Annotated in this window: 23 protein-coding genes, 1 other RNA gene and 1 pseudogene; 4 read left to right on the forward strand and 21 right to left on the reverse strand. The window is 57.6% G+C overall.

Annotated elements, in window-relative coordinates; genetic code table 11:
• The first annotated feature begins 74 nt into the window (after positions 1-74).
• Complete coding sequence (locus ABQU90_RS11885) at positions 75-512, forward strand: winged helix-turn-helix transcriptional regulator (RefSeq protein ID WP_115515067.1); 438 nt, start codon at positions 75-77, stop codon at positions 510-512.
• A gap of 980 nt (positions 513-1492) precedes the next feature.
• The gene (locus ABQU90_RS11890; RefSeq protein ID WP_323521073.1) at positions 1493-3577 is read left to right on the forward strand and encodes a methyl-accepting chemotaxis protein; all 2085 of its coding nucleotides are present in this window, start codon (positions 1493-1495) and stop codon (positions 3575-3577) included.
• Positions 3578-3683: 106 nt separating this feature from the next.
• On the opposite strand, the gene ABQU90_RS11895 is transcribed toward ABQU90_RS11890, so the two are convergent.
• The 3 genes from ABQU90_RS11895 to ABQU90_RS11905 form a co-directional block, all read right to left on the reverse strand.
• Positions 3684-4106, reverse strand: a complete 423-nt coding sequence (locus ABQU90_RS11895) for a DUF5655 domain-containing protein (protein WP_323521074.1) — start codon at positions 4104-4106, stop codon at positions 3684-3686.
• Between the two features lie 131 nt (positions 4107-4237).
• On the reverse strand, positions 4238-4633 hold the full coding sequence (locus ABQU90_RS11900) for a DUF1801 domain-containing protein (protein WP_323521075.1): 396 nt from the start codon (positions 4631-4633) through the stop codon (positions 4238-4240).
• Positions 4634-4709: 76 nt separating this feature from the next.
• Positions 4710-5063, reverse strand: a complete 354-nt coding sequence (locus ABQU90_RS11905; RefSeq protein ID WP_323521076.1) for a hypothetical protein — start codon at positions 5061-5063, stop codon at positions 4710-4712.
• Positions 5064-5578: 515 nt separating this feature from the next.
• Here ABQU90_RS11905 and ABQU90_RS11910 point away from each other — a divergent pair.
• Positions 5579-5655: non-coding RNA, sX9 sRNA (locus ABQU90_RS11910), on the forward strand.
• Between the two features lie 4 nt (positions 5656-5659).
• On the opposite strand, the gene ABQU90_RS11915 is transcribed toward ABQU90_RS11910, so the two are convergent.
• The 3 genes from ABQU90_RS11915 to ABQU90_RS11925 form a co-directional block, all read right to left on the reverse strand.
• A complete protein-coding gene (locus ABQU90_RS11915) occupies positions 5660-6046 on the reverse strand; it encodes a YfeK family protein (protein WP_115515070.1) in 387 nt (128 codons plus the stop codon).
• A 246-nt stretch (positions 6047-6292) separates the two neighbouring features.
• Positions 6293-7084, reverse strand: coding sequence for a hypothetical protein (locus ABQU90_RS11920; RefSeq protein WP_323521077.1), 792 nt, complete (start codon positions 7082-7084; stop codon positions 6293-6295).
• A 481-nt stretch (positions 7085-7565) separates the two neighbouring features.
• Positions 7566-8039 carry a GNAT family N-acetyltransferase gene (locus ABQU90_RS11925; protein ID WP_323521078.1) on the reverse strand — a complete coding sequence of 158 codons (474 nt, stop codon included), beginning with the start codon at positions 8037-8039 and terminating at the stop codon, positions 7566-7568.
• Positions 8040-8154: 115 nt separating this feature from the next.
• Between ABQU90_RS11925 and ABQU90_RS11930 the strand changes: the two genes are divergently transcribed.
• Positions 8155-8400, forward strand: coding sequence for a hypothetical protein (locus ABQU90_RS11930; RefSeq protein WP_323521079.1), 246 nt, complete (start codon positions 8155-8157; stop codon positions 8398-8400).
• Between the two features lie 37 nt (positions 8401-8437).
• Here the strand turns inward: ABQU90_RS11930 and ABQU90_RS11935 are convergent, their stop codons facing one another.
• The 15 genes and pseudogenes from ABQU90_RS11935 to ABQU90_RS12000 form a co-directional block, all read right to left on the reverse strand.
• The gene (locus ABQU90_RS11935) at positions 8438-8653 is read right to left on the reverse strand and encodes a DUF4287 domain-containing protein (RefSeq protein ID WP_323521080.1); all 216 of its coding nucleotides are present in this window, start codon (positions 8651-8653) and stop codon (positions 8438-8440) included.
• A 349-nt stretch (positions 8654-9002) separates the two neighbouring features.
• Positions 9003-9350 (reverse strand): hypothetical protein, encoded by a 348-nt coding sequence (locus tag ABQU90_RS11940; protein ID WP_323521081.1) that lies wholly within the window; start codon positions 9348-9350, stop codon positions 9003-9005.
• A 420-nt stretch (positions 9351-9770) separates the two neighbouring features.
• Complete coding sequence (locus tag ABQU90_RS11945; RefSeq protein WP_323521082.1) at positions 9771-10148, reverse strand: NIF family HAD-type phosphatase; 378 nt, start codon at positions 10146-10148, stop codon at positions 9771-9773.
• 5 nt (positions 10149-10153) lie between these two features.
• Positions 10154-10309, reverse strand: a pseudogene (locus ABQU90_RS22795) (NIF family HAD-type phosphatase); the annotation flags it as partial.
• A 44-nt stretch (positions 10310-10353) separates the two neighbouring features.
• Positions 10354-10812, reverse strand: a complete 459-nt coding sequence (locus ABQU90_RS11950; protein WP_323521083.1) for a hypothetical protein — start codon at positions 10810-10812, stop codon at positions 10354-10356.
• 1274 nt (positions 10813-12086) lie between these two features.
• Positions 12087-12503 (reverse strand): hypothetical protein, encoded by a 417-nt coding sequence (locus ABQU90_RS11955; RefSeq protein ID WP_115552699.1) that lies wholly within the window; start codon positions 12501-12503, stop codon positions 12087-12089.
• A gap of 66 nt (positions 12504-12569) precedes the next feature.
• Entirely contained in the window at positions 12570-12938 is a 369-nt protein-coding gene (locus ABQU90_RS11960) for a hypothetical protein (RefSeq protein WP_153066730.1), read from the reverse strand.
• A 71-nt stretch (positions 12939-13009) separates the two neighbouring features.
• Positions 13010-13747, reverse strand: coding sequence for a DUF4304 domain-containing protein (locus ABQU90_RS11965; RefSeq protein WP_323521084.1), 738 nt, complete (start codon positions 13745-13747; stop codon positions 13010-13012).
• A gap of 783 nt (positions 13748-14530) precedes the next feature.
• On the reverse strand, positions 14531-15481 hold the full coding sequence (locus ABQU90_RS11970; RefSeq protein WP_153066213.1) for a hypothetical protein: 951 nt from the start codon (positions 15479-15481) through the stop codon (positions 14531-14533).
• A gap of 19 nt (positions 15482-15500) precedes the next feature.
• The gene (locus ABQU90_RS11975; protein WP_115526818.1) at positions 15501-15860 is read right to left on the reverse strand and encodes a hypothetical protein; all 360 of its coding nucleotides are present in this window, start codon (positions 15858-15860) and stop codon (positions 15501-15503) included.
• 584 nt (positions 15861-16444) lie between these two features.
• A complete protein-coding gene (locus tag ABQU90_RS11980; protein WP_153066731.1) occupies positions 16445-16702 on the reverse strand; it encodes a hypothetical protein in 258 nt (85 codons plus the stop codon).
• 437 nt (positions 16703-17139) lie between these two features.
• The gene (locus ABQU90_RS11985) at positions 17140-17496 is read right to left on the reverse strand and encodes a hypothetical protein (RefSeq protein ID WP_153066214.1); all 357 of its coding nucleotides are present in this window, start codon (positions 17494-17496) and stop codon (positions 17140-17142) included.
• Positions 17497-17566: 70 nt separating this feature from the next.
• Positions 17567-17770, reverse strand: a complete 204-nt coding sequence (locus ABQU90_RS11990) for a hypothetical protein (RefSeq protein WP_153066732.1) — start codon at positions 17768-17770, stop codon at positions 17567-17569.
• Between the two features lie 178 nt (positions 17771-17948).
• The gene (locus tag ABQU90_RS11995; protein ID WP_115552704.1) at positions 17949-18413 is read right to left on the reverse strand and encodes a DUF6392 family protein; all 465 of its coding nucleotides are present in this window, start codon (positions 18411-18413) and stop codon (positions 17949-17951) included.
• Between the two features lie 412 nt (positions 18414-18825).
• Positions 18826-19170 carry a hypothetical protein gene (locus ABQU90_RS12000; RefSeq protein ID WP_161964593.1) on the reverse strand — a complete coding sequence of 115 codons (345 nt, stop codon included), beginning with the start codon at positions 19168-19170 and terminating at the stop codon, positions 18826-18828.
• Between the last annotated feature and the right edge of the window lie 18 nt (positions 19171-19188).

Below are 19188 nucleotides of genomic sequence, written 5' to 3' on the forward strand. Positions count from 1 at the left end.
AGCCTATTGTCAGGACCGCCCGGTCCTTCGCAAGGAGGCAGTTTTACTCCCCCTGGTTACTGTGAGATACCCCCGTGAATGCGATTGCCTTGTTCCCACCGCCGCCGTCCCTGGAAGGCCCCTTCGATGCCACCAAGTGCCCCGTGCGCGATGTGCTCGATCAGATCGGCGACAAGTGGACCTTGCTGATCCTGTTGACGCTGATCCCCGGCCCGTCCCGCTTCAGCGCCATCCAGCGTGCCGTGCCGGACATCTCCAAGCGGATGCTGACCCAGACCCTGCGCAACCTTGAGCGCAACGGCATGATCACCCGCAAGGTCTACGCCACCAAGCCGCCCAGCGTGGAATACGCACTGTCCAAGCTCGGCGTCGCCCTGCTCGGCCCGGTCTCGCAACTGCTCAACTGGGCAGGCGAAAACCATGCCGGCATCCGCGCCGCACGCGAGCGCTTCGATCGCGCCCAACAGCCGCTGCCCGCGTTGGATGCCGACGAAGCGATGGCGCATGCATAGGCGGGCTGACCCGCGCTGACGGCCGGCGCGGTGTCCGTGGCGTGGAAACGATGGTAGCCGCCACGCGCGTGGCGGCGCGGTTGGCGCAGGCAGACCGCCGGCCGCTCCGATTGCCCGCTGTGTTGCCACCGCTGACGTCTGGTGGCGCACGGCAGGCGGTCTGCGGTGTTGCGCCGATGCGCTCACGGCCGCCGAGCTGGAGTAATCCGGCAAGTCGCGGAGGCGTGGCGATGCCACCGCGCCCGTCTCGGCGGCGTTGACGACCTGCTGCGGGCAGCTGCAAGAGTGTGAACGGGTGCTCACAAAATCGCGTTTCAGCTAAATGCCTGATCGCCACGGCATGGGCAGATGCGATGGCAAACGCTTGCAGCGCAACGGCCAAGCGCCCGCCTATCGCTCCCATCGCAAACTTCAATCGCAAGCTGGCTCAAGCGCACGCAGGCGCGTCCGATAAGGGCTCACCTTATTTCGCGAAGCCACTCCTCTATGCCTGTGCTCGGCAGCCTGTCTTGTGCATCGCGACGTACCCTGGGCATCGCCCTGCTCGCACTATGGTGCGGCTGGATTGCCGTGGCCTGGACAACTCCGCGCGCGCAAGCCGGTGATCTGAGCAGTGCCTGGGCCCAGGTCCAGGCGGGCCTACCGGCTGCCCAGGCGGCGCCAATGTTGATAGGCGTCGCAGGAGCCTGCGCCTGCACCGATCTCGCATCAGACCGCGCCTGGGCCGTGCTCAGCGCCGCCGTGCGCGCCCGCGGCGGCCAGGTGCGGCTGCTCGACAGCCCGGCACTGCAGGGCAGCGGTTACGCCGTGTGGCTGCTCGGCGCCGATGGTCAGCCGCGCTATGCCGGTCCTGCAGACGGTGGCGCGGTGTGCGGCACTGCGGGTGCAGCGGCGTGGTCGCGTTGGCTGCCTGAAGTTCTAAACCGCGCGGCAAGTGCCGCAGTGGTGTCCCCTTGCCCGTGTGCCGTGGAGTCGCTGTCATGATGGAACTGTCCGCATCGGCGCCGCCGACCTCCAACTACGCCACGCGTCTGGCTATCAAGGCCGACCGGCTGTTCCTGTGGTTGGCGGTGCTGCAGAGTGCCGGCTCGCTGGTCCTGGCCTGGAGCCAGGGCCAATGGACCACCTTTCTTGCCGTCACTCTGCCCAGCCTGCTGCTGATGGCCTGGCAGGTGCATGCAAACCCAGGCACGCGCCTGACCCGGATTACCAACGCGCTGGTGCTGATGGCTCTGGTCGCCGCCACCATCCAGCAAGCGCATGGTCTGGTGGAAATGCACTTCGGCGTGTTCGTGATCCTGGCGTTGTTGTTGTATTACCGCGACTGGCTACCGGTGGTGGTCGCCGCCGGCGCCATCGCCGTGCATCATCTTGCGTTCTACTGGCTGCAATCGCGCGGGATGCCGGTGCAGGCCTTCACTGCCGGCAGCGGCTTCGGCATCGTGCTGTTGCACGCTGGCTACGTGATCGTGGAAACCGCCTTCGTCTGCGTGATGGCTATCCAACTGCGGCGTCAGGTCGATGCGTTGGATCACGAAGCCGACGCATTGGCGGAACTGGCCGACACCCTGGCGACCGGTGCCACCTTGCCGCCGGCGATCATGCAGCAGACATTCCGCAGCGGGTCGCTGGCGCAAGCGCTGGTGCGGATGAGCGTGCAGGTGGAAGAACGCATCGCGCAGCAGCAGCAGTTACTGCTGGAAAACCGCCGCATCCGTCTGGCATTGGACGCCTCGGCGATGGCGGTGGCCATCGTCGACGGGCAGGGCGCTGCCATCTACCGCAATCAGTCGTTCCAGCAACTGAGCACGCATGTCGATGCCGATGCGCTGGAGACCGCACTGGCCGATGCAGTGCAGCTGGGGCATGCCACCGGCACCAGCAGAACACGCGCACTGGCTGCGCTGCAGCTGCAGGAAAACATCACGCCCGTCCACGATCATGACGGCAGTTCGCTGGGCGTGGTGGTGGAGTGGCAGGACCGCACCCAGGACCTGATGCTGGAAGAGCAGCTGGCAACCGTTATCGCACAGGCCACGCGCGGCGAACTGGGCGCGCGCCTGCACGGGCATGCCAACGGCGGCACGCTCGGCCAGCTGGCCGACGGCGTCAACCGCTTTCTCGCCATCACCGACGATAGCCTGCAGGACATGCGTCAGATGCTGGGGGCGATGTCGCGCGGCGATCTGTCGCAACGCATCGATCGCCCGTGCGAAGGCGTGTTCGAGCAGATCAAGCGCGATGCCAATGCCACCGCCGATGAACTGGCCCGCATCATTGCGCAGATCCGCAGCTCAAGCAGCGCGATCAATCATGCGGCCGGCCACATCCTCACCCGCAACGATGCGTTGGAGCAGCAAGTGCAGCGTCAGTCGGCTACGTTGGGCCGCACCGCTACCCAGATGCAGGCGGTGCTCGGCACCATGCAGCAACACACCGCGCAGGCAGCGGATGCGGACAAACTCACTGCCGCCGCATCGGAGGCCGCACGCAGTGGCGGCGACACCATGCAACAGGCGATGGGCACCATGCAGCAGATGGAGCAAGCATCGCGCCGCATCCAGGACATCATCTCGGTGATCGACGGCCTTGCGTTCCAGACCAATATTCTGGCCTTGAACGCCGCAGTCGAAGCCGCGCGCGCTGGCGACGAAGGCCGTGGTTTTGCAGTGGTCGCCAGCGAAGTGCGCGCGCTGGCGCTACGCTCGTCCACCGCCGCCAGCCAGATCAAGATGCTGATCGGCGAGTCGGTCACGCACATGCAGGCAGGCGTGCAGCAGGTACGCCACGCTGGCGAAGGCATGCAGCACATCGTGGCTACCATCGGCCAGGTCAGCAGCACGCTCAGCAAGATTGCCATCGCCTCGCAGCAGGAAGCCGGCAGCATTGCGCAGGTGCATCACACCCTTAATGACGTGGATACCGACATGCGCGACGGCGTCACCCGCATGCAGGACGCCAGTGCTGCTGCACGCGCGATGGGCGATCACGCCGCACAGCTGGAAGATGCGGTGAGTGCGTTTGTTGCCGACGCATTCGATGACTGCGCTAAACGCGCAGCCTGAAGCGAACGATCCAGCCCGGCACCCTCATCGGTGTCGTGCTGCAGCAGGGCCGAGCAAGCGCCGATCAGTCACGCAGACTTGCGAGTGGGTTGGCTTCACGGGATTTTTAAGGTGCACGCGAAGCAATCGAATGCTCATAGGCCTCGTGCAACAACGTTTTTATGGCTTCAAGATCGGCCCGTGTGTAGAGCTTCGCAATCTGGGTCACCTGCTTTCCATCTGTCACTGATTTAATGAACATCGCGTGGTCCACCCGTCGCCCAAGGTGGACAGCAAGGCGTATCGCGTCTGTCATGATGGTGGCGTCCGCAAAAACCTTGCAGCTGCGGAAGAGGACATACCGCTCCCGCGTGACACACTCCACTGCTCCAAGCGCGGTCATGAAAGTCTCCAGCGCGGTATACAGCTCCACCAGATCGGCTGGCCTGCCGCGCAAGACCTCGCGTCGATCACCTGTTCCACACGCGTGGCGCTGATTCGTTCGAGAGAACTGGCGATTGCAGTTGGGGCATGCCCACATGCGCGTCATCACCGGTGATTCACTGAATGAGGAGTGCTAACACAACGTAGCGAGCAGTCGTCAATGTGCGAGTAGCGCATGCCGATTCCGAGTGCTGGCCGCGCGCACTTGGCGGCCGCACAGTCCTTTTGTTCGCCGCTCTAAACATGCGTGATCCATTGCCGAATGATCGCAAGTAATGCGTCATGCTTGAGTGCCAGATCTGCGGCCCCGGTAAAACTGAGCGAGGCGCGGTCTGTTCCGTGCCACGTCAATAGCCCTTGCGGATCAGCGATAGCGTCTGCTGGAACCTTCCGTCCGGGTTTGGCGCCCAGATGAAAAATGAGCTGCACCGCGGTTGTTGCGCGCAAATGCATGGTGGCAAAGTGCTCGGTGGTGCGAAAGCTGGGTGCGTTCCATTTGATCTCCTCCGAGATCGTCGGATCCGCACTCAGCAAGAGTTGCCTGATCGCAACAACTTCCCGCTTGAGCGGATGGTCGAGTGCATCAATGAAGGACTGCACAGACATTGCGGGCTTGCGCTTCTTGTCCGTCACCGTGCGCTCTCCCTTGAATCGCCCCAAGCAGATATCCGAAGCGGACTCGGCTTGAATGCGTTGTTAGACCGTTGCATCACTCGCGTCGACGCTTGCTGGGGAAGCCAACAAGGGACTCAATAGCATGTTCTCGAACCACCTGCAGCCCCTCGTTCAAAGCAGCCTGATCCTTAGCGAACCTGTCCCAGGTGGCATCGTTGTTGAATGGGTTACCAGCTTCAGGCATCCAATCCTTATCTTTTTGACGATAGATCGCGAAGCGAGCCGTTCGCGCGTTGTCCTGACCGATTGATAAAGCGGGGGCATTACCCTCTGGAATTGATCCTCCATCATCATCTCGGTCCGGGCTACGTTTTACTGAGTCGCCGAATGTTTGAATGAAGACGACCCGCCAGGCCGATTCGGCTTGACTGATTGGTGGACAGCTCACGCTGTCCGCCTTACTTTAAATTGATCCAGTCATAGCTGACGTTTTGCGGGCACCGATCCGGTTCGGTATCAAGCGCCTCGCCAGCATGCATCAGACCTGCAGCATTCGACCTGCATCTCGGGCACATCAGTAGCCAACCGCGGATCATCCGGCGTGATCTGAAACGCGTCATCGGCAGCGCTCACAACCGGAGCGCGCGCAGCATCAATGCATGATGCGGAGGCGCGTTGATAGCGTAGGCCCGTACTCCACCGGTCACCTAGCGTTCGCTAGAAAAGCGCATCATCGGTGGGTGTGTCAGGCAATCGACGCGTCATGGCCCCGGGCAGGGGTCAAACAGGCGGTCCTGTGCCGCAAGCCCGCCGGCAACACTGCGTCAGCGATTGGAACCGCTCAAGCGCGTTGGGCCTGCCACTGCATGTTGATCGGTCGATCAAACGCGGACGGGTGGTTTAGAGCAGTTACCAAAACCACCGTACAGCCGCCAGGCGGACGCGGCCGGTGCTCGGTGCGGCATGGACCATGCCTACACCTAGGTTCTGAGCACGCCGTCCGCACCCACCTGACAACTGCTCGCTAGCTTTTGTCAGCCGCTCTTAGCCGGACGCGGCGTCGTTGTTCGAGGGTCGCTTACGTAACTCCCGTAGCTTGCCAATGAACCATGACTGGCTCGATACCGGCGCGGCGTTCCCGCAACGCACCTGGTACGGCTTGCCCGACATGCTGCTCTTGGTCGCGGCGAGTTCGATGAAAGACTCGGTAGACGTCACCAATGCCTTTTTTTGCAAGTACTCGTACTTGCGCTGCAGGTGTTCGCTGGCTTTCGGCGCTGCATACCACGATCCGTTGCGGGAAAATTCGCAGTTGGATTGCTCAAGGGCTTTGAAAAGCTGGCCCACCTCACGTGTGGTGGTCGGCGAAACACCTTGTGCAGAAGCAGAGGCACACAGCAGTAGTGCAACAAGAAGAAATTTAGTGTTCATGACCGCATGGTAACGCAGGACGCCACCCTGTCAGCCGGTAGAACAGCCGATGCAGGCGAGGGCTGTCCACCGTCAATCAAGAGCTCGGCCCACTTCATGGTGCAAGACGGTCGGGAGCATTGGTCTTGCAAGATAGTGTGGGTATCGGCACGGCACGGCGTGCACTGTGCGCAAGCATCACTGCGCGCCACTGCATCGCGTCCGGCTAACCGCATCAATCCAGCCTGCGCGCATCAAGGGCGAACGCTAGGCATCTGCCGGGACATAGCGCAGCAGCGTGGAGCCATCAAAATAATTTCCGTAATACTCGCTCTCCCGCAAGCCAGGGTTGGCTCTGAAATCGATGTATGGCATGGAGCAATGCGGGCAGCGGAAAGGGTTGAGGTAGCTATAGCTCGACCCGTCGGGTGCCAGAGGCAATGCGCTTTCCAGCGCAGCAAGTGCGTCAGCATCGGGCTCGGACAGCGCTGCTGGACTGCCAGGTAGATGGCTGTCGACCGTCATGGTGTACGCGCCAGATACCGAGTAGAAGTAGCCCGCGTTGCTAAATCCGGCGTTATAGGAGCGGATCAGGAATGAACGCCGGCAGTGGTCGCACACACAGGACAGCACCACATTGCCACTGGTGACCGTACCGCCATAGTGCAGCCCGCGCGCAAACAGCCCCTTGCCTGCAAGCGCGGAGTTGCTGACCTCTGCGCCCGGCAAAAAGAACGGCTGAAACCTGATCCCGGATGCCTTGCCGGTCGCAAACGCATCCGCAGCGAGCTGCTGGTCCTCGGAAATGACGCAATCCACCTGGCATCCCAGATTGGCATGGACGCGCACGGAAAAATGGAACCATCCAGACGCACTACCGAGCTCATGCGTGCGCACGTCTCCTGCCGAATCCACACATTCCAGCACGCTGCCAGACTTCAACTGCACTGAAGGCGTCATTTCGCAAGGGAGATCTTGTTCTGTCACGCGACACAACTCTTTTCCGTTTGCTCGAACGATCAACAACGATGTGGTTTTTTTCTTGAAGAAGGAGAACATGCTTTCCTTGGCGATGACGTGTGAGTGGCAGCGCAGGGCGCCGAGTGCAAGCGTGATAGAGCGGCGCGCAGATGCAAGGCGCTAACCATGCCTGACGCGGCATCGTCTTGCCAGCCTGTCACGGAGCAGGCAACGCGCTCGCGGTCGCTGTCCATTCGCGTCGGAGTGGATGCTTGTTGTTGGACTTCGGCGCAAAGATGCAAGTAACGAAGCACGCAGGCGTGTGCCGGGCTGGCAGAACGCATTTGGCGAGGCACGCCGCAGGAGCCGACACCGTTGGGTTGCGCACTGCGGAGTCTGTGAGCCACGCGCACAAGAGCGGCGCCTCGATGAAAGCAACTGCAGTTCCGCCACAGCCAGTTGTCTTCTCGATGCTATCGCGACGCATCGTGCAAACTCGCCCTCTGTGCAACGTCTATGTGCAGGCGACCCGAAGATGGCACCACCACCGATCTGCCCAACGGGCTGGCTAGACGAATCCTCAGGCATCCTCTGCCTGCAGAGGCCTGTGCATGACATAGACATCCACGAGCCCCAGTCGGCGATGGTGAAACGCCTGTGGCAAAGTACCGACGATGGCGAACCCCAGCTTCTTGTAGAGCTCCGCAGCTGGCGCATTGCTGCTCACCACATAGTTGAATTGCATGGCTAAATAGCCGGCATCTTTTGCCTGCGTCAGACTGTGTTGGACAAGCGCACGTCCAACCCCCCGGCTTTGCGCCTCCGGATCCACCAGATAGGTGGCAGTGGCCACATGAGACCCAGGCCCGGGGTAATTGGCCCCAAACTTATACATGCCCAACACAGCGGCATCAGTGATAGCGACGTAAGACCTCTGCGATGTGAACCAATGCGACTGAAACGTGGAAAGATCGAAGTCAGCAGCGAATGGAAGTGCATCACCTGCTGAAACAACTGCTTTGAAGATGCTCCACATCGAGGCGAGATCGGACACGTTTGCTTGTCGAATGCGCATGATGAATCGCGGATCCTACTGATGAATGAAGCCGGCCGGCGAAGCGGCATTGCTAACCCACAGCCAGCATCTCGTCGGGACGTGGCGGACGTGCATGAAGGAGGTCTTTCTTTCAGCAAGCACCGAACTCTTTGTAGTTCAATTGTCCTTTGCTAAGGCTGATGTGCCTATTTCGGCCAACCCGGACCTCATCAGCATCTTCGTCATCCTGGCCATCGTCCTTCCAGAGACACACAGCGCAGTTGTCAAAACCACCAGGCTCGATAAATTGTTTACCCGCAGCAGGGACGCCGAAGGGGAAGATCTGTCATCTCTACCATCTGACCTAATGCTGGAGTGAGTTCGCACCGCAAAGAACTGTTGGCTTCGTTAAACGCTTAGAGATCGCGCTGGGTCTTGTGGTAGGCCACAAGGGCATTCGCATGGCCGTGGCCAATCTTATGTTCGGTCTTGAGGAAAACCACCTGCTCCATATGCTTTTTGTCTTTTACGGAGTCAAGCAAATTGAACCAATGCGCAACCGGCTTCCCGTAGCTCTTCTCGATGGAGGGGAAGTACGAGGCTGGTCCCTTGACCTTCGTTTCCGTAGTCACAAACGGTTCTCGCTATTGAAGAAGTAGGGAGGTCAGGATAACTGGCTTGGCTTGCACCTGCTTGTCCAGCAACACGACGTCGGACAAGTGGCGATCAGAGCATCGTCTATAGGATAAGCGCCTCATCAAGCGGGCCCAGCCAGGAGGATTTCAGGCGCGCCCAGGTGCGTTTCGATCTATAACTAGGTTGCTCCCGCCTGTGCTGCCGACGACAAGAAACACAACAGCCAACAGCACCGCTAGTACCAGTAGGTGAGTAAGCCTGTATCGGGTGACTCGAGATATTGCCTGTGAGGCTTAACGCATTAGTTAAGTCGCGCCGCGAAGTGGTGTCGGCTTGAATGATTTGTTAGGTGGTCAGCTGGAACAGTGACTTGTCCTGCGGCCACCTACCTTCATAAATATACGCTTCAAGGCAGCTGATGACGCCGGCCTTGATCCACAGGATGAGGCCCGCTCCGGACGAGAGTTCTGGATGCTCAGTATGCCCCTTGGGCATATCCTTAATTTTCCAACGAGCATCGTCAAACTTTGGTGCGGTTGGATCTACTTGAAGCTCCGTGTAGAGGCCGACGCCAGTGTAGTCACGCGATACGCACGTGGTCTTGGCGAGTTGGGCCAAGACAATCTCTCGCTGGGGATCAAAAATTGCAATCGTCGCGATTGCCTGACGCTCAAACGTGCTGAGTTCTTCCATGGGCAGCTAACGCCTTAATTAAGCCGACCCGCGAAGCGCGTTCGGCTTGAATGAATTGTTACACGCCGTTAGGAGAACCAGTAGTGCCGCATGGCAGACAGAAAATCTGCGTTGATTGGATGACCTGATGACGAACCAATTACCGAATCAATACCGCATCTTGGACATAGAGCAGTTGTCCCCGTAGAAAGCTCAAACTCCTCCGGCGTGTCTATAGGCCAGTCTACCCACTCCGATATCTCAGATGGCTGAAAAGTCTCAAGACAGTAGAAGCAACCACACAGGGCGCTGACCTCAATCTCCTTGCGATGATTGGAGGAACTGGAGTGGGCAACTACTACATTCGGAGTGGTGGACGACATGAGCGCATAACGCCTGAATTAAGCCGGCACGCGAAGCGGGTTCGGTTTGAATGAATTGTTACGGCTCACTAGCGAATTTGCGCCAGAAGCGCTTTTCAATCTTTCTGACATTTGATGCCTTTGCGAGCGTGGGCAAGTACTCGCCTAGCCGGAACAGTTCCTGGTCAGCTAGATCACCAAAAAACGGCTTCACCCTGACGAGGTTTCCGTAGTGTTTGGCAAGTTTGGCGGGTGTGTCATCTACCATCAGCACCTGTTCAAGCCGATAACCCCGGCGCTTTATCTTGCCAAGATTCTTTGTCCACTCATAGTCTTGATGCTCTGGATCAAAGCGCATCGTGCAACGCTCGCGGGACCATATGAACTTGAGGTCGATGTCAGGTGGGAAGATTGCCGCGACAACCGGCGTCGCGTACAGATGAGTAGAAGAGTCCAAACGGCTAGGTCAAAGTGCGAACCTACCGTAGACAGAAACGAGCTAAGGCCCGGCCGCCTGTACACAGCGTACGGTCCAACCTCAAAGTCAGGATCACGGTCCAGGCAACCTTCGGTTGCATGGATGAGTGTCTCGTCGAGATCTAGAATCAAGAGTGTCATGCAGCGCTGGGTGTGGGGCCTAACGTTTGACTTAAGTGGCCCGGTCAGGCGTCCGCTTGAAGGAAGGGTGAGGCGTTCAGGCGCCTCAGCCGGTATGCCACTTCTTCCGCTACTTCAGGCTTGCCTGATGTGGCGATTTCTTTAATGAGCGCGATGGACTCGGGCGTGTTGATGTCTGCGAGAGCATGGCTGAACCACTTGGCAATAACGCCTGGTTCGGAACACGTGTACTCAAGCATTTGAAAGTCACCTTCGAGAACCTGACGAATGTAGCGAACGCTCGACGGACTACGAAGGAGTTGGATTTCCCTGGTTACCTCTTGATGAAGCTCGTGCCCTGGCATCACAAGCAGCTCATTGAGGATGTCTGATCGATTTTCTGGCTCGCCGATGGTTAGGGTAAGGCTCAGTAGATCACATGAGGCCTGCCAGTTATTCTGGGAAATTGCGATGGACATTTCACGCAGAACTTGCTGTTTGATCGTCTCAGGCTGCTGGTTCATGTTGGAATGCCTAACGCCTGAACTAAGCCGACTGGCGGATCCAGTTCGGCTTGATTGAATTGTTAGGGGGGAATGTATCAGAGTTCGGCGCTACAGCGGCGATAGCAGAGGACACCGAAGCAATCACCCGAAGTCAGGCAGCTCTGGGCGCACCCGAAACAGCCCCAGCGGCCTAGTCACAGAAACAAGAACTTGACAACCCAGCACACTCTCCTGGCACCGAAGCCGCATGCCAGCAGCATGAAAACCGTGAGCCAAGTGAACCCGCCGAAGCCAAGGCCGCACCAGCCAACCCCAGAAGCGTGCAGCAGAACAACACCAGCAATCTGGCCGCTCCCGGTGCAACCGCCACAGTAGCTCTTAAATCACCTAACGCCTGAATTAAGCCGACCCGCGAAGCGGGTTCGGCTTGAATGAATTGTTAGGCCGGAAGCCGACGCAGCCTGCCCCACGACTGTCGAAGCCCAACAAGGTGCACCAGACCAATGGCGAGACATATCGCCGAGCTCACGACCCAAAAAGTGAGGCTGTTGCCAGGGAAGTAGGCCATAACCGGGACGAACGCCACACCGCGAACGATGTAAACACCTGTGATCGCCGTAAGGACTGTTCGACGTAGCGGAAACGGCCAGAATACGCCCGCGGCCGAGAGTGCGTACGCACCCCAGGTGGCCAAGACGGTGGCGATCGCGAGCGTGACAACTGTTGGGTACCAGCTGCCCCCAGCGTGAAGTTGCGCCATCTGTTCTCCAGCGCCCAAGAGGCGGAAGAGTGGCGCGCCCACTACTAAGCACGCAAGATGTATCAGTGCTGCAACGCCACTCAGTGCGCCGCCGACGATGAGGAACTTGTTGGTTGGGCCTTTCACGCGATTTCCCTTGCGGTCTAACGCCTGAATTAAGCCGCGCCGCGAAGCGGCGTCGGCTTGAATGAGTTGTTAGGCAGTGGTCGCAGAGTTTGAGTGGTGCAACCATGCTCCCCAGCACTGCCGCCGGGACCGAGTGTGCCACAGCTTGCGGGATGGAGCTTGCCCAGTGATGCAGCGGCGCCTGATACCCACCGATGCCAACTGCACCGAGCGCAGCGCGGGAACGACTCGCCAAGGCGAAGCACCGAACTTGCCGCAACCAGCAACGGTCATGACTGCTGTCCGGAGCCAACCGCAAGCACGCCTGCGAACTCACCGAAGCGGCAACCACAGACACTTTTGCTCCACAACGGTCTAACGCCTGAATTAAGCCGCGCCGCGAAGCGGCGTCGGCTTGAATGAATTGTTAGGCTCCGCCCTGTGCTAGCTGAGCTCTTGCCCAACTAATCGCGCTGTCGGCCGGCACCGAGTCGCCTGCCTGAGGGTCATCAAGAGAGCCGCCCGTCATCGCAGCCAGGACACTAGATGCAGCCAGGGCTGACACCAGCTCAAGCGGGCGTGAGCCGATACAGAACTGGACTGAGAAGTCAGTGCCCGGTGCCAGCCCCATTTCCTCTACGTCCTCAGCTGCAACGTTCGATGCGTAGTACTCAAAGCCGGATATCTCACCGCTAACCGGACAAGGAAGGAAGCCAGAGAACGTGTCCACATTAAAATCGTAGTCCAACGCGACCGGAAAGCCCGCCTCAACTATGGCGTCATGCCAAGCGCCTGGTGATGGCATCACGTTACGCTTCAGATAGACAACTAGGTCGTACGACATGAGCTTCCGATGGTTTAACGCCCGAGTTAAGTCGACCCGCGATGCGGCTTCGGCTTGAGTGAATTATTAGGCGCGCTGCAAGACGTAGTTGGTAGGCGGCGCGCTGTTGAAAGATGTGATGAGTGTAAGAGTATCCCCGTCACGAGAAATAACAAGACCCATTGGTAGATCAGAAGCCTCGAACGAGATCTCGCTCTTAGAACGAAGACTGCCGCTAAAGCGAACCACGTTGGGTAAGCCCAGTTGGGCAAGTAACTCTACAGAGTAGCCAGAAGCGCCAATCACTCCAGCAATTTGAACCTTATCTCCCAAGCGAAAATCAATGATCTGTCCGTAGCCGACGCGAGTAACCAGCAGCGAAGCTAGCCCATCACCTGAGCAGTAAGTTCCGATCAAATTTTGCATGAATTCAAGAGCAGGGATACGGGTAATCATTTCGAGCGCCTAGCGTCTGAGATAACCGGACATGCTCCGGCTTGCCGGGGCATGTCCGGTTGATTGAAGGGTTAGAGCGCATTGGTAGTAGCAATAAAGTGGTTGATTGAGTGACGGAGACCGACTGCCTTCTCTCCGACGCGACGAAGACCCAACGTTGCGATTGCTATTGCGCAGTTGGCCTCACCCAGATGTGCAGCTATACGTGCCATGAGGAGGCAATCTGCCGGATGCACATGTTCGGGTTGAAAATTGGCAACGAGCTTGAAGAAGCTCTCTGGATATGCCTTGAAGCGTTCGAAGAAGGCAGTTCCTTGGGTTGCCCAGGCCTCTGCCACTGACAACGCGCTTGCTTCAGCTTCTTGCTCGGACGTGCCATAGCTCCAACCAAAGGCCTGCCCCTCTGGAGGTAAAATGCGAGACCGAAATGCGCATTCGTATTCCGGCAACTTATCCGGCTCCTTGTTGAAACTTGCGGAAGGCAAGAACGAAAGGTGTGCTCCGAGGTTTAGGTAGCACCGATCTCCACCGCTACTGCCTTGAACATTGACTACATAGATCAGTGGCTCATTTACCCGGCGTAGGGTAGATCCGGAACCGCGGAAGCCAGCCTTCCGTAGCACAGGATAAAAGTGTTTAGAAAGTGCCTTTTTGAATATGCCTAGATTCATGGTTCGCAGATGCGCTCTAATGCCTGAATTGAGCCGACCCGCGAAGCGGGTTCGGCTTGAATGAGTTGTTAGGCCGTGAAGTGCGAGCCACGGCCATCCCAGTCCTTTCGAGCCCAGCCCGGTGTGGGCACGAAACATTCATAACCGAGATCCGCAAGCACCATAGCTGACTCATTGGCGTATGTGTCGGCAGGCATCGAGTTTGCCGAGATGGTTAGCCAAAAACGGTGCTCGGAGAATCTCTCGTCATCTGAGTAGCAGATCTCTAACTTGGGGTCCTGACCGACAGAACAGAAGTAGTGCTCATCAACATAGTTACTACTCTCTCGCTCCTCGTGCTCAAGAACCCCAAGCGCCCGAAAAGCTCGCGCGGAGAACTTGGCGAGAGCGGTTGAGCTAGGTGCTTTAATGAAGATGTCGCTATGTGTGAGCACGGCCTAACGCCTGAATTAAGCCGACCCGCGAAGCGGGTTCGGCTTGAATGAATTGTTAGGTTGCGCCCGATGAGGCGTAACCTGGAATGTGGAGCCTAAGGTAGTGATGGATATCCCCCGCCGCATCCTCTGCGTGTCCGCGGACATACTCATGCTCATCTTGAAGTGCCGCTGCAATAACTGGAGAAACTGCTACCAAGTCTAGGCGCCGACAGGTGCGTGCGAGGTGGCCGAAGCCAAGAATTGCATTGCCGCGAACATTGAAGTGCGGGTGCTGAGCCAGCGAGAGACAAATAGCCTCGGCCCACGCACGGTCATGCGGGTCCATGGTTATGACGATCGGAACATATAGCAGCTCTTCTGGAATGCCTCGAGCGACTACAGCCTCTATGTTTTGCTCTGTCCATCCGTCTCGAAATGGTCCCATTGCGCAACCTAACACCTTAATTAAGCCGCGCCGCGAAGCGGTGTCGGCTTGAATGAATTGTCAGCCAGCACGGTCTGCAAGCTCGCGTTGCATTTGCTCCTCCGACCATCTCTGATCTAAGGATACATAAAATCCATCGCGGTAGATGCGCATTCGGCCGTCATCGCCGCCCAATTGGCGTGAAGCATGCACGGGCAGGCGTGGCGGTTCCTGGATGGATTCTGCAAAAACAATAGATGCTGGTAACCCTATAGTGATGCCGGAGTCTCGATCCTCACGAATGATATATTCAGTCTCACCAAAGCTCACTGGTTCACCTGAGAGCCTCAATGCGTGACGTACCGAGTAGTACACGCGCATTGCATGACCAACGTCTGCTTCAACTGGCTCGGCCTCCTCAGTAGGAGGCGGATCAATAGCGGTGGCGCTTAATTCAGGATCAAAGAAAGCTTGCAGCCCTAGAGCACAAAGGGGTTTAGCCCCATTGATATAAGAGATCATTGCAGACTGTGCTTTTGCTTTGAGAAGCGCATCCGGAGCGAATCCGTTGGATCGCCCCTTGCACTCGACGACTACCCACTTTCCACCGTTATACGTGCACCCTATCAAGTCCGGCCGCGAACCCCCAGGCTTGTACGCAATTGCCTGCGATGCAGTTGATACGTGAAATAACCAAGGGGTATCGAGGAAGTCCTCGGCGATAAGTTTGGCTAAGGTCATGCCAAGGAAGTACGAGGCCGCTGCCTTCTCAGTAGGATCCATGAAGTGATAGAGCCCCGATTTCATCACGAATCCTGAGCTTTGATGCAGGTGCGCATAAAGAGAGAAGGCGCGTGAGCTAGCCTCTGCGAAAGAGTTTTGTGGGTGTGGCACCCAGTACAAAGGCCCCTTCTTTCCAGAAGTTACTGCAGCCCAGACGAGGTCCACCCACGAAGTGACATGGTCCACTGTTCCATTGAGCCCTGGAAAGTCCAATGGACTGAAGCTCTCAAAGTTGAGACGTATCTTCATGTGCTGGCTAACGCCTGAGTTAAGCCGAGCCGCGAAGCGGCTTCGGCTTGAACGAATTGTTAGACCACGCCCGCCATGCTCCAAGAGCAGCGAAGACGTTCGCAGCTATGGCAAACCAAAAGCCACCCTTGATCTCATGCCAGAGTCCGGTACTGGCAAAGTAAAGGCAGACGGTTGCCGCCAAGGACAAGGCGAAACCAGCACGTGGCGCGCGATAGAGCAAGATGGCAGTGGCAAGACCCAACGCTACGAAACAAAGCCAAAAAGTTTTTACTGGAGGGCTAGTAGCCCACAGCGCTTGAAGCTCTGGTGTGGCGTGGAGGAAGTGCAGGACCAGGTCAAATGCCACCAGCGAATGCAAGAGAGCGGCGAAGCCCATGAGCAGGCCTGCGTATCGGCTAGGAACTGGAACCTTAGGCTGCATAAGTGTCTCGTGCGCGGTCTAACGCCTGAATTAAGCCGGCCCACAGCAGCGCGGCGACTGAGTGCTAATATAGTCGAAGGCGCGCACTTAGGTGCCGCCCTGATGCGGGCTCGGCTTGAATGAATTGTTAGGGCTCACTAGCCCTGCGGAAGCTCCGGCATGGGAACAAACTTACCGGTAAGAGCAGCACTTGCTACGCCAGGCTCCTGAGAGGACGGGGGAACGCGGATAACCAGCGCGTGATTCTCCGGTGCATCTCGGGCCTGCTTGGCGTAGCCATCACGCCACTCTTGCGGTGCCTGAAGCAGAACCTTCTCTGCCCGAAGTGAGATTTGAAAAAGGCCACACTTTGCGCAGCGGAAATACTTGCACTTGTCGTAGTCCACCAGATAGTACTCGGCGGATGAAGCGCACAAGGGATAATCCTGCTTTGTTGTTCCTTTCATCTGCGGAGTAGCCTCATGTGAGCCCTAACACTGGATTTAAGCGGCGGCGAAGCCGTCCGCCTTGAACGAATTGTTAGGCCGCGCGCAAGCAACCTAAACGCCAAATGCAGTTTTTACGGCAGCGCAGTTTCTTGGATTTTGCGCATTCCAGATCGCGATCGCATTATTCATGCGCACGACCCAGGCGTCACAGTCAGCAGCGACGCCAAGGTTGTATTTTTCTCGGAGCTTTTCCCAAAGACCCTCACCCTCGATTCTCGGGCAGACTTGCTTGAAAGCGGAGTAAAGCGGTGTGATGTCTTTACCCTCGAGTCGACCGCAATCATCTTTTGTGACGTTACGAACAGGCATGTCTGTGTCTCCGATTGATATCAAACGCGGGAACTTATAAAAAGCGGCCTAACGTCTGAATTAAGCCGCGCCGCGAAGCGGCGTCGGCTTGAATGAATAGTTAGACGGTGGTGCCGCAGAGCAGTGACGCATGACCTCTGCTCCCCAGCACGACCATCGCTGGGCCAAGCATGCCACAACCGAAGTCACGTGGCTTGCCAAGGTAGCGCGACCGCGCAGAGCAACCGAAGCCAAAGGCAGTGAGCGCAGCGCGGCAGTGACGTTGCAAGGCGAAGTGGCAAACAGGCCGATCGCTGTTACGCAAAGACCGCGCACCGGAGCCGACCGGTAAACCACCAAGGTGTTACCGAAGACAGAAGCCACCAACGATGCCAAGCACTGCCGCCTAACGCTTGAATTAAGCCGACTGGCGGAGCCAGTTCGGCTTGAATGAATTGTTAGCCTGCAAGCTCGCGTGGCAAGGTCAGCGGCACTCGGAACGAAATTTTGCTGCTGCCGGACTGCTCGCTGCTTGACTGTCCGCTGCTACCAAGTGTGAAGGGTACGACGAACACGCCGACCCCACCTTTTGTGCCCGAAACGTCCTTAGTTGTAACCGACACCTCAAACTCAACGAACTGCACCGCGTCACCGCCCGCAAGCGTGAAGCCATGTTTGGCGAGCTGGTCAGCCATTGGGTCAAGGAACGGATTGACGCGTGCCACGGCATTGAGCGCATCGACCTTGGCGCGAGCATCAACAACTCCGCCCACAATCTGGGCCAACGTCTCGGAAATGAAATCTTTCAGCTCCACGTGATGCTCCATTGCCGGCTAACGCCTGAATTAAGCCGACCCGTAAAGCGGGATCGGCTTGAATGAATTGTTAGGCCGTGCCGGTCGAGTTGGCGAGTCTGGCCAGCATGATCTTGGACATTTCCGCTGGCACCCGACTATACGACTCTTTAAGCATGGGACCGTAGTTGTATGGCAACGCCTCCACCCCATGAACGATCGACCAGAACACTCCTGCGCCATCGTCCGCAGGGAATCGCTCAAAGACACCAAAAAGGGTGGGAAGTGAACTCACGTGTGGCTCCCCTGCAAGCCATAGCTCGTTAAGAAGATTGTCTAAGGGCAACCACGAGTCAGCTAATGGCGCGAAGCTGGCGATGTCTTTCAGGATGTCCGAGTGGGAGCGCATTTGAATAGCCGCCTAACACCTGAATTAAGCCGACCCGCGAAGCGGGTTCGGCTTGAATGAATTGTTAGCCGCCACTGTAGCCTCCGGGCTGCCAGTCAGCAGGCATGATGGTCACTAGAGCGATGCCATTGGCGCCAAAACTAAAGTGCAGGCTGTGCGAGGATGTGACGTACTTGGCCCAGGAGACCACCCCAAATGACGGGGGGTTTAGTGTGGCATCTGTGGTAGGACTTCCCAGTCGCTTTAGGACGTCGGCCTGTGTGGATGAGAAATTGAGGCCGGCGATCAGTGGATGCGAGAACTGGCCAAAGCCGTCCTTGCCGAATGAATGAAGAAATATCGTGCCAATACGGTCATCGGGCCTAATCTCAATTTGAACTCCACCTGCCTTGTCAGTCAGGAAGCGCTCCGCATGCATACCCTCCTCGAGCGGTTCGAATACTTGGTCGAGCAGGTTGAAGCGAGACAGAACTTGCCGTGTCTCGTCCGAGGCGAGTGGCTTGTCAATAATAGAAGCGAGTTCTTCCATGCGGCTAACGCCTGAATTAAGCCGTGCCGCGAAGCAGCATCGGCTTGAATGAATTGTTAGGCATTGCTGCCCGGAACCTCACGGACCGACTCTACGGCAAACGATATTGGTGCTGACTCAATGGGCAAGCAAGCGCAGATCGCGTCCGAGAACTCGTCTAGGGGGGCCTTTCCCTCTGGGTCAAAGTCGTTCTGAGCTTCAAGCACGATGCAATCGCTTTCCCAGCGGCAAGACACGTTCTCGTGCCATGGACGACTGGCGAACTCGTCTGCAATTTCTGAGAGGCCCGCCAACGCAGATTGCTCTGACATTCCCCGGCAAGAGACCGTGATCTTGAACATGCAATGCCTAACACCTGAATTAAGCCGACCCGCGAAGCGGGTTCGGCTTGAATGAATTGTTAGATGGCGTTCTAGTTGTCTACACGCCAATTAATCGGCAGATTAATGTTAAAGATCAAAGCGTCTTGAGTGATCTCGAACGCCAAGTCCTCGCTGTGCCAGTCATCTGAGTTTTGGTCCTTGCAGCCTGCGTAGAACGATGACATGAAATCGACTTGCGCTGAACCACTCTTGCCTCCCTCGTCGATATCAACCTGCTGCACGTCTAGACTCTCGTCAACAAGTTGCACTCGGGCGTCGTCAACATCAATTGAAAGCTCAAACAGCGGAGCAAACTGCGCCTGATTTTCTATGATCAGCTTTTCAATTTCTTCTTCATCTATCGACCAAGACCGGTTATTGATCGGGATCGTCACAGTCAACTTTCGAGTCAT

Origin of the sequence: Xanthomonas sp. WHRI 10207, from assembly GCF_040202975.1 — a bacterium.
GTDB lineage: Bacteria > Pseudomonadota > Gammaproteobacteria > Xanthomonadales > Xanthomonadaceae > Xanthomonas.

Excerpts from the sequence above, each read along its gene's own strand:
- ABQU90_RS11980 (WP_153066731.1), bottom strand. The coding sequence starts at position 16,702 with ATGCCTGTTCGTAACGTCACAAAAGATGATTGCGGTCGACTCGAGGGT.
- ABQU90_RS11915 (WP_115515070.1), bottom strand. The coding sequence starts at position 6,046 with ATGAACACTAAATTTCTTCTTGTTGCACTACTGCTGTGTGCCTCTGCT.
- ABQU90_RS11975 (WP_115526818.1), bottom strand. The coding sequence starts at position 15,860 with ATGGGCTTCGCCGCTCTCTTGCATTCGCTGGTGGCATTTGACCTGGTC.
- ABQU90_RS11960 (WP_153066730.1), bottom strand. The coding sequence starts at position 12,938 with ATGATTACCCGTATCCCTGCTCTTGAATTCATGCAAAATTTGATCGGA.
- ABQU90_RS11955 (WP_115552699.1), bottom strand. The coding sequence starts at position 12,503 with ATGTCGTACGACCTAGTTGTCTATCTGAAGCGTAACGTGATGCCATCA.
- ABQU90_RS11970 (WP_153066213.1), bottom strand. The coding sequence starts at position 15,481 with ATGAAGATACGTCTCAACTTTGAGAGCTTCAGTCCATTGGACTTTCCA.
- ABQU90_RS11920 (WP_323521077.1), bottom strand. The coding sequence starts at position 7,084 with ATGTTCTCCTTCTTCAAGAAAAAAACCACATCGTTGTTGATCGTTCGA.
- ABQU90_RS11950 (WP_323521083.1), bottom strand. The coding sequence starts at position 10,812 with ATGAACCAGCAGCCTGAGACGATCAAACAGCAAGTTCTGCGTGAAATG.
- ABQU90_RS11930 (WP_323521079.1), top strand. The coding sequence starts at position 8,155 with ATGAAGGAGGTCTTTCTTTCAGCAAGCACCGAACTCTTTGTAGTTCAA.
- ABQU90_RS11965 (WP_323521084.1), bottom strand. The coding sequence starts at position 13,747 with ATGTTTCGTGCCCACACCGGGCTGGGCTCGAAAGGACTGGGATGGCCG.
- ABQU90_RS11995 (WP_115552704.1), bottom strand. The coding sequence starts at position 18,413 with ATGGAAGAACTCGCTTCTATTATTGACAAGCCACTCGCCTCGGACGAG.
- ABQU90_RS11940 (WP_323521081.1), bottom strand. The coding sequence starts at position 9,350 with ATGGAAGAACTCAGCACGTTTGAGCGTCAGGCAATCGCGACGATTGCA.
- ABQU90_RS11890 (WP_323521073.1), top strand. The coding sequence starts at position 1,493 with ATGATGGAACTGTCCGCATCGGCGCCGCCGACCTCCAACTACGCCACG.
- ABQU90_RS11895 (WP_323521074.1), bottom strand. The coding sequence starts at position 4,106 with ATGACGCGCATGTGGGCATGCCCCAACTGCAATCGCCAGTTCTCTCGA.